Genomic DNA, 7,704 nt, shown 5'->3' with positions numbered 1-7,704 from the left:
ATATCTGATAGATGTGTCGACCAAGGTCGACACCTACCAACAGCCGAGTGAACCTGTCGAAGGTGGGGCGGGTTGGGTTCGCGGGGGTGTCAGCCGCATGGATGCGGCTGCCAAGCCTCCACGACCCCTTAGATCTTCTTCGCCAGCGCCTCAGCCAGACCGGTGTAGCTGCCCGGGGTCATCTCACGCAGCGACTGCTTGGCGTCCTCCGGCAGCGCGAGCGTCTCCACGAACGCCCGCATCGACTCGGCGGTGATGCCCTGGCCACGAGTCAGCGCCTTCAGCTGCTCGTACGGGTTCGGCAGGCCGTGGCGGCGCATCACCGTCTGTACGGCTTCGGCCAGCACTTCCCAGGCCGCGTCCAGATCGGCGTCCAGTCGCTGCGGGTTCACTTCCAGCTTGCCCAGGCCCTTGGCCAGCGAATCCAGCGCCACCTGGCTGTGGCCGAACGCGGTGCCCAGTGCACGCAGCACGGTGGAGTCGGTCAGGTCACGCTGCCAGCGGCTGATCGGCAGCTTCGCGCTGAAGTGCTCGAACAGGGCGTTGGCGATGCCGAAATTGCCTTCGGCATTCTCGAAATCGATCGGGTTGACCTTGTGCGGCATCGTCGACGAGCCGACTTCGCCTTCCTTCAGGCGCTGCTTGAAGTAGCCCAGCGAGATGTAGCCCCAGATGTCGCGGGCCAGGTCGATCAGGATGATGTTGGCGCGGCGCGCGGCATCGCCGATCTCGGCGATGTTGTCGTGCGGCTCGATCTGCGTGGTGTACGGGTTGAACACCAGGCCCAGGCCGGTCACGAAGCGCTCGGCGAAGGCCGGCCAGTCCACGTCGGGGTAGCTGGCCACGTGGGCGTTGTAGTTGCCCACCGCGCCGTTGATCTTGCCGGTCAGCTCGACCGCGGCGATCTGCCTGCGCTGGCGTTCCAGGCGGGCGACCACGTTGGCCAGCTCCTTGCCCAGGGTGGTTGGCGAGGCGGTCTGGCCGTGGGTGCGCGACAGCATCGGCTGTGCGGCCTGGGCGTGTGCCAGGCTGCGCAGGGTGGCGGCGATGCCGTCCAGGCTCGGCAGCAGCACTTCGCGGCGGGCCTGCTCCAGCATCAGGCCGTAGCTGAGGTTGTTGATGTCTTCGCTGGTGCAGGCGAAATGCACGAATTCCAGCGCCGGGGCCAGCTCGGCGTCGTCCTTCAGCTGTTCCTTGATGAAGTACTCCACCGCCTTGACGTCATGGTTGGTGGTGCGCTCGATTTCCTTCACGCGCGCGGCCTGGGCCGGGCTGAAGCCGGCGGCCAGCCCGCGCAGGCGAGCGGTGGCGGCGTCGGAGAAAGGCGCCAGTTCGACGATGCCCGGCTCGGCGGCCAGCGCCAGCAACCATTCCACCTCGACCACGATACGGGCCTTGATCAGGCCATATTCGGAGAAGATCGGGCGCAGGGCGTCGACCTTGCCGGCGTAGCGGCCATCGAGCGGGGACAGGGCGAGCAGGGCGGAATCGGACATGTCGGCAGGGCTGGGACGAGCGGCGGGGCCGATATTCTACGACGTGCCGGTGCGGCGTGCCCTGTAGCGCCGAGCCCACGCTCGGCTGCTTCGGAGAATCCGGCGCCCAGGGGGCAGCCGAGCGTGGGCTCGGCCCTACAATACGGCCGTGCAGACGGAACGTTCTGGCCCGTCCTCGTCATCCCACGCTACGGGCAACGGAGTATTGTTGGCGCAGCCGCCAGCCCGGGAAGCGACACCCTGCCAGCCGCCGCTTCCCTTTCCCCAACTGAAGTAGTGCGGAGTTGATGCAATGAGCAAAGCTGCAAGCAAGGGTGCCACCCCGGGATTCCGGATCGAACATGACAGCATGGGCGAGCTGCAGGTGCCTGCCGATGCCCTGTGGGGCGCGCAGACCCAGCGTGCCGTGCAGAATTTCCCGGTCTCGGGCCAGCGCATGCCGCGCGGTTTCATCCGAGCACTGGGCCTGGTCAAGGGCGCTGCCGCCGGCGTCAACGCCGAGCTCGGCCACCTGCCGAAGACCGTGGCCAAGGCCATCCAGGCCGCTGCCGCCGAAGTGGCCGCCGGCACCTGGGACGCGCAGTTCCCGATCGACGTCTACCAGACCGGTTCGGGTACGTCGTCGAACATGAATGCCAACGAGGTCATCGCCACCCTGGCCAACCGCGCCGGCAAGGCCGGCAGGACCGCCGTGCACCCCAACGATCACGTCAACCAGGGGCAGAGCTCCAATGACGTGATCCCGACTGCGCTGCGCGTGTCGGCGGTACTGGCCACGCACGAGCAGCTGCTGCCGGCGCTGGTGCACCTGCGCAAGACCCTGGACAAGAAGGGCCGCAGCCTGCGCAGGGTGGTCAAGACCGGCCGCACCCATCTGATGGATGCCATGCCGCTGACCTTCGAGCAGGAGTTCGGCGCGTGGTCGGCACAGCTGGCTTCGGCGCAGGAGCGCATCGAGGACAGCCTCAGGCGCGTGCGCCGGCTGCCGCTGGGTGGCACGGCCATCGGCACCGGCATCAACGCCGACCCGCGCTTCGGCGCGCAGGTGGCCAAGGCGCTCAAGCAGCAGACCGGTTTCAAGTTCGACAGCGCCGAGAACAAGTTTGAAGGGTTGGCGGCGCAGGACGACGCGGTGGAACTGTCGGGCCAGCTCAATGCGCTGGCGGTGGCGCTGATCAAGATCGCCAATGACCTGCGCTGGATGAATGCTGGACCGCTTGCGGGCCTGGGCGAGATCGAGCTGCCGGCGTTGCAGCCGGGCAGTTCGATCATGCCGGGCAAGGTCAACCCGGTCATCCCCGAAGCGACGGTGATGGCCTGCGCGCAGGTGATCGGCCACCACACCGCGATCACCGTGGCCGGGCAGACCGGCAACTTCCAGCTCAATGTCACCCTGCCGCTGATCGCAGTGAACCTGCTTGATGGCATCGGCCTGCTGGCCAATGTGTCCAGGCTGCTGGCCGACAGCGCGATTGCCGGGCTGAAGGTGCGCGAAGACCGTGTCGCCGAGGCGCTGGCGCGCAACCCGATCCTGGTCACGGCACTGAACCCGATCATCGGCTATGAGAAGGCGGCAGCCATCGCCAAGCGTGCCTACAAGGAACAGCGCCCGGTGCTGGACGTCGCGCTGGAGGACAGCGGCCTGCAGGAAGCGGAACTGCGCCGCCTGCTGGACCCGGCCGCGCTGACTGCCGGTGGCATCCAGGCTGGAGGCGGTGGCGGCGGCGGTTGATCGGCCGGTTGTAGAGTCGAGCCATGCTCGACTGTTGTTCCGGCGTCGAGCATGGCTCGCCTCTACGGAAACGAAGAACGCCGCCCTCGGGCGGCGTTTTTCCTTCAGCGACGGTCGGCGACGATGTTGCCGAAGGTGTCGGTGTAGTCCTTGAACTCCGGGATGCGCTGGACCAGGTCGGCCGGGATCACTTCCATGCCCTCCGGCGGCTGGATCTTCACCGGCTGCATGTTGGGATCGGCCGGGGCGGCGACCAGCGTGTTCTGGCGCAGCACCTGCAGCTTGCCGAACATTGTCTGCAGCATCTGCTTCTGGCCGTCATCCAGCGGGATCTGGATCTCGTCCACCTTCATCGTGCCATCGCCGAGGATGATGATGTTCGGTGCGGGCGGGCGGCGCACGGTCACCATGCCTTCGCTGACGGAAATCTTGGGCTTGCCGCGCTCGGCGCGGTGGTTGCGGTAATCCTTGTCACAGCCGACCAGGCCCAGGCAGAGCAGGGCGGCCAGCAGCAGGAACAACTTCTTCATGGCATTCGGTTCGGGGGCGTCCGGGGCCGCCATTGTAAGCCGGCCGGCGCACTGCGGCCGGCAGCGAGGCGCCGCTGCCGGCCGGGTGCGCTGATCTGTCACAGGCCTAGCGCTGGACCACGGTGTCCTTGCCGCAGTCGTCGACGTCACTCTGGTCCATCGTGGCGTAAGGCTTGAACGCAGGCAGCTCGCGCGCCAACGCCTGCTGGCTGGACAACATCGCCGGCAGGCGGTCGCAGATGCGCTTGGCCTGTGCCTCGATCTTCTCGGCCTCGGCGTTGATCCGCTTCTCGACACCTTCGCTGTCGCCGCTGAAGATGCCCTTCAGTGCCTCTCCGGCCGCGCTGGCGCCGAGCTTGGCGCCGGCCAGGCCGACATCCATGCCGTCCATCGCAATGGCGACGACATGGCCGCGATATTCCAGCAGCCGTTGGCGCTGGGCTTCGTTGGCCGGTACATCCCTGCCGTCGATCAGCAGGTGGCCATCCGGCGTGATCTCCGCACGCGGCTGCTTGTCGGCGGAGATCTTGATGTTGCCCTGGGTGATGTCCTTGCGGGCATCATTCATGGCCTCCTTGACGGCCTGGCCGACGCCGCTGGTGGCCTCGGCGACGCTCTTGCCGACGGTCTTGTCGGGCGCGGAAGAAGTACCGCCGCAGGCGATCAGCGGCAGGCACAGCAGTGTGGCAGGCAGCAGGCGCAACAGCTTCATGGCATTCCCCTCGAGCCGGTTGGATGGTGGTTACTTGTTGCGCGGCAGGGTGACCTTGCCGCTGACGTTGCGGTGCTTCACATCACCGCTGCCGCTGTGGTCGACGCTGAGCGCGCCGCGCACGCCGTCAACGCGGATATCGCCCGAGCCGTGGCTGCGCACGTGCACGCTACCGCCGATGTCATCCAGGTCGACGCCGCCGGAGCCGACCACGCCGACCTCCACGTTGCCCTGCACGCGCTTGAACTCGATGTCGCCCGAGCCGACCGTGTCCAGCCGCGCGTTGCCGCGCACATCGCTGATCTTCAGGTCGCCCGAGCCCACCGTACCGGTGCTTGCATCGCCACCGATATTGCGCACCGTGACATCGCCCGAACCCAGCGACAGCAGGTTCAGCGAGCTGCCGCCATCGATGTCGAGATCACCCGAGCCCACGGCCGCATGGATGCTGCCGCGCGTGCCGCGGGCGATGGCATCGCCGGACCCGACGTCCACGCTCAGCGACTGCGCGTTGTCCACGCTGGCATCACCGGAGCCGACCTTGAGCTGCAACGGCAGGTTGTCCGGCACGCTGCCACGGATGTCCAGCCAGGCGTAGCTGTTGCCCAGGCTGATGCCGCTGCTGCGGCCTTCGCGGCGCAGGCTCACCACCAGCTTGTCGCCCACCCGGCGCTGGTCCAGTACCAGCTGGTCCAGCCATTCCTGGCTGGAGGCACAGGCCCGGCCATCCAGCTGGCCACCGCCCTTGCTGGCGACGACCTTCAGGTCATGCTGGTTCACTTCCAGGACCACCGCCCTGGCACCGGCCAGGTCCAGCTTCAACGCGCGCGCAGCGGTGAACTTGCAGTTCGGAGCATCGGCGGCCAGCGCCGACAGTGGCAACAGCAACAGCGCAGAACAAGCGAGCAGGGAACGCATGGGGTGGCTCCAGAGCGATGGGGTCAGATCTCGCCGGCGCGCTTGCGCAGGCGGATGGCGAGGAAGATGAACAGTGCGCCGACGACGGCACCGATCCACAGTTCCGGCATGGCCAGTGACTTCAACTGCGAGGCCGGCGACATCAGGCTGACCACCGAATCCAGGTCGCGGCGTGCGCCCTCGCCGGCGCTGAGGCGGTACAGCAGGTCCATGCCCGGCACGCCGCTCAGCAGCAGGCGGCCGACGATGTTCTGCCAGAACCAGCCGGTGCTCAGGCCGACCAGCGGCATGACCTTGGTGGTGCTGACGATGACGCCGGCAAACAGCGGCAGCATCACCGCCCACAGGAACGGCTTGCTCTTGGCCCAGGCCGAGCACAGCAGCAGCCAGCCGGCGGTCGGCAGCGCCCACAGGGCATAGACCGGAATCCAGGCCAGGTGCCCGGCGGCCAGGGTCAGCGGGCTGGCCGGGCCCCAGATCAGGGTCATCGGGCTGCCACCGTGCATCAGCGCGACGATGCTGATGACCAGCATGAAACCGAACATGGTGATGATGCCGGCCACCACGGCGATCAGCGGCGCCACGATCAGCGCGCTGAGCAGCTTGGACAGCACCGTCTGGCTGTCCGACAGCGGCAGCGATTTCCAGAACAGGATGCTGCGGTCGCGGCGGTCGTCGTACAGCGCGCCGAGGCAATAGAAGAACACCACGAAGGCCAGCACCAGGAACGGCCAGGCCGAGCTGAGTACCAGCGTCAGGTCCAGCCCGTTGCCGAGATCGGTCAGGTCCTTGGCGCTGATGTCGCGGGTCAGCAGGGCCAGGTCCAGGCCGTTGATGTTCACGTCCTCGCCGTCGATGTGCAGGCCGCCATCGCGGGCGGCACGGTGCAGGGCGAACAGGCCGAAGGCGATGCCCACGGTACTCATCACCAGCGAGATCAGGCCGGCGATCAGCGGGGCATACAGGAAGCCGCCGCGGTTTTCCCAGTACTCGCGCTTGAGCAGCCAGCGCAGGGTGCCCATCGGGCCGACAGGGTGGTTGACGGCATTCATGCGTAGGTCCCCTTCATGATGGCGACGAACAGATCGGCCAGGCCCGGGCTGCGGGTTTCACCGAGGGTGGAAAGCTGGGTGCGCGGCACACCATCGAACAGCATCACGGTCTTGCCGAACGCCAGGCTGCGTTCGTCGATCGGCTTCAGGGCGCGTGCCGTGTCCAGCTGGTCGGCGTTCACCAGCAGCTCGGTGTAGCGCTGGCCGACGTCGTCCATTTCCGCGTCCAGCACGATGCGGCCATCCCGGATGAACATCACATCGCTGAGGATGTGCTCGATCTCTTCCACCTGGTGGGTGGTGACGATGATGGTCTTCTGTTCGTCGAAGTAATCTTCCAGCAGGCGCTGGTAGAACTCCTTGCGGTAGAGGATGTCCAGGCCCAGGGTGGGTTCGTCCAGCACCAGGATGCGGGCATCGATGGCCATCACCAGCGCCAGGTGCAGCTGCACGATCATGCCCTTGGACAGCTCGCGCACGCGCTGCTTCGGCTGCAGCTTGGTGTTGGCCAGGAAGCGCTCGCAGCGGGCGCGGTCGAAGCGCGGGTGGACGCCGGCGACGAAATCGATCGCCTCGCGCACCTTCAGCCAGCGCGGCAGCACGGCGACATCGGCGATGAAGCAGATGTCCTTCATCAGCTCATCGCGGTGCAGGCGCGGGTCACGTCCGAGCACGCTCAACTCGCCTTCCACCGAGGTCAGGCCGAGGATGGCCTTCAACGCGGTGGTCTTGCCCGCACCGTTGGGACCGATCAGGCCGACGATGCGCCCGCTCGGAATGCTGAAACTGGCGTTGTCGAGCGCGACGGTGGTCTTGTAGGCCTTGCGCAGGCCTCGGGCGGTGATCACCGGTTCACTTGCAGAGTTGTTCATCAGACATTCCCCTGGGGCAGCAATTCGTCGAGGCTCAGGCCCAGCCGCTGGATGCGTTCCAGTACGGCCGGCCACTCTTCGTTGAGGAAGCGGTCGCGCTCGGTACTGCGCAGCTGCGTGGCCGCCTGCTCGGTCATGAACATGCCCAGGCCGCGGCGCTTTTCCACCAGGCCTTCATCAGCCAGTTCCTGGTAAGCGCGTGAAACGGTGATGGGGTTGAGTTGATAGTCAGCGGCCACCTGGCGCACCGAGGGCAGGGCATCGCCCGGCTTGAGGATTCCGTCGAGCATCATGGCGACCACGCGCTCCTTCAACTGACGGTAGATCGGAGCGCCGTCGCTCCACTGGATGTCGCTCATGTTCAGCTCCGTGGGGTCAGCGGCTGTGCGAAC

Annotated in this window: 8 protein-coding genes; 1 reads left to right on the top strand and 7 read right to left on the bottom strand. The window is 66.8% G+C overall.

Translation table 11 applies throughout. From position 1 onward, the window contains the following. Window positions 1-128 precede the first annotated feature (128 nt). A complete protein-coding gene (gene purB, locus ARC23_RS00505; protein ID WP_057495408.1) occupies window positions 129-1,496 on the bottom strand; it encodes an adenylosuccinate lyase in 1,368 nt (455 codons plus the stop codon). Window positions 1,497-1,788: 292 nt separating this feature from the next. On the opposite strand from purB, the gene ARC23_RS00500 reads away from it, so the two are divergent. Next, on the top strand, window positions 1,789-3,228 hold the full coding sequence (locus tag ARC23_RS00500; RefSeq protein ID WP_057495407.1) for a class II fumarate hydratase: 1,440 nt from the start codon (window positions 1,789-1,791) through the stop codon (window positions 3,226-3,228). A 104-nt stretch (window positions 3,229-3,332) separates the two neighbouring features. Here the strand turns inward: ARC23_RS00500 and ARC23_RS00495 are convergent, their stop codons facing one another. The 6 genes from ARC23_RS00495 to ARC23_RS00470 all read right to left on the bottom strand — a co-directional run bounded on the left by ARC23_RS00495 (window position 3,333) and on the right by ARC23_RS00470 (window position 7,671). Further along, a complete protein-coding gene (locus ARC23_RS00495; protein WP_057495406.1) occupies window positions 3,333-3,758 on the bottom strand; it encodes a hypothetical protein in 426 nt (141 codons plus the stop codon). A gap of 106 nt (window positions 3,759-3,864) precedes the next feature. Next, complete coding sequence (locus ARC23_RS00490) at window positions 3,865-4,470, bottom strand: YggN family protein (protein ID WP_057495405.1); 606 nt, start codon at window positions 4,468-4,470, stop codon at window positions 3,865-3,867. A 30-nt stretch (window positions 4,471-4,500) separates the two neighbouring features. Then, the gene (locus ARC23_RS00485) at window positions 4,501-5,388 is read right to left on the bottom strand and encodes a GIN domain-containing protein (RefSeq protein ID WP_057495404.1); all 888 of its coding nucleotides are present in this window, start codon (window positions 5,386-5,388) and stop codon (window positions 4,501-4,503) included. Between the two features lie 23 nt (window positions 5,389-5,411). Beyond that, entirely contained in the window at window positions 5,412-6,440 is a 1,029-nt protein-coding gene (locus tag ARC23_RS00480; protein WP_057495403.1) for an ABC-2 transporter permease, read from the bottom strand. After that, complete coding sequence (locus ARC23_RS00475) at window positions 6,437-7,312, bottom strand: ABC transporter ATP-binding protein (RefSeq protein WP_057495402.1); 876 nt, start codon at window positions 7,310-7,312, stop codon at window positions 6,437-6,439. Before ARC23_RS00475 ends, ARC23_RS00480 begins: the two co-directional genes overlap by 4 nt. After that, window positions 7,312-7,671, bottom strand: coding sequence for a GntR family transcriptional regulator (locus ARC23_RS00470; RefSeq protein WP_057495401.1), 360 nt, complete (start codon window positions 7,669-7,671; stop codon window positions 7,312-7,314). The genes ARC23_RS00475 and ARC23_RS00470 overlap by 1 nt, the downstream gene beginning before the upstream one ends. Window positions 7,672-7,704 lie beyond the last annotated feature (33 nt).

The organism is Stenotrophomonas beteli (assembly GCF_001431665.1).
Lineage (GTDB): Bacteria > Pseudomonadota > Gammaproteobacteria > Xanthomonadales > Xanthomonadaceae > Stenotrophomonas > Stenotrophomonas beteli.
This window is presented reverse-complemented; position numbering and strand designations above follow the sequence as displayed.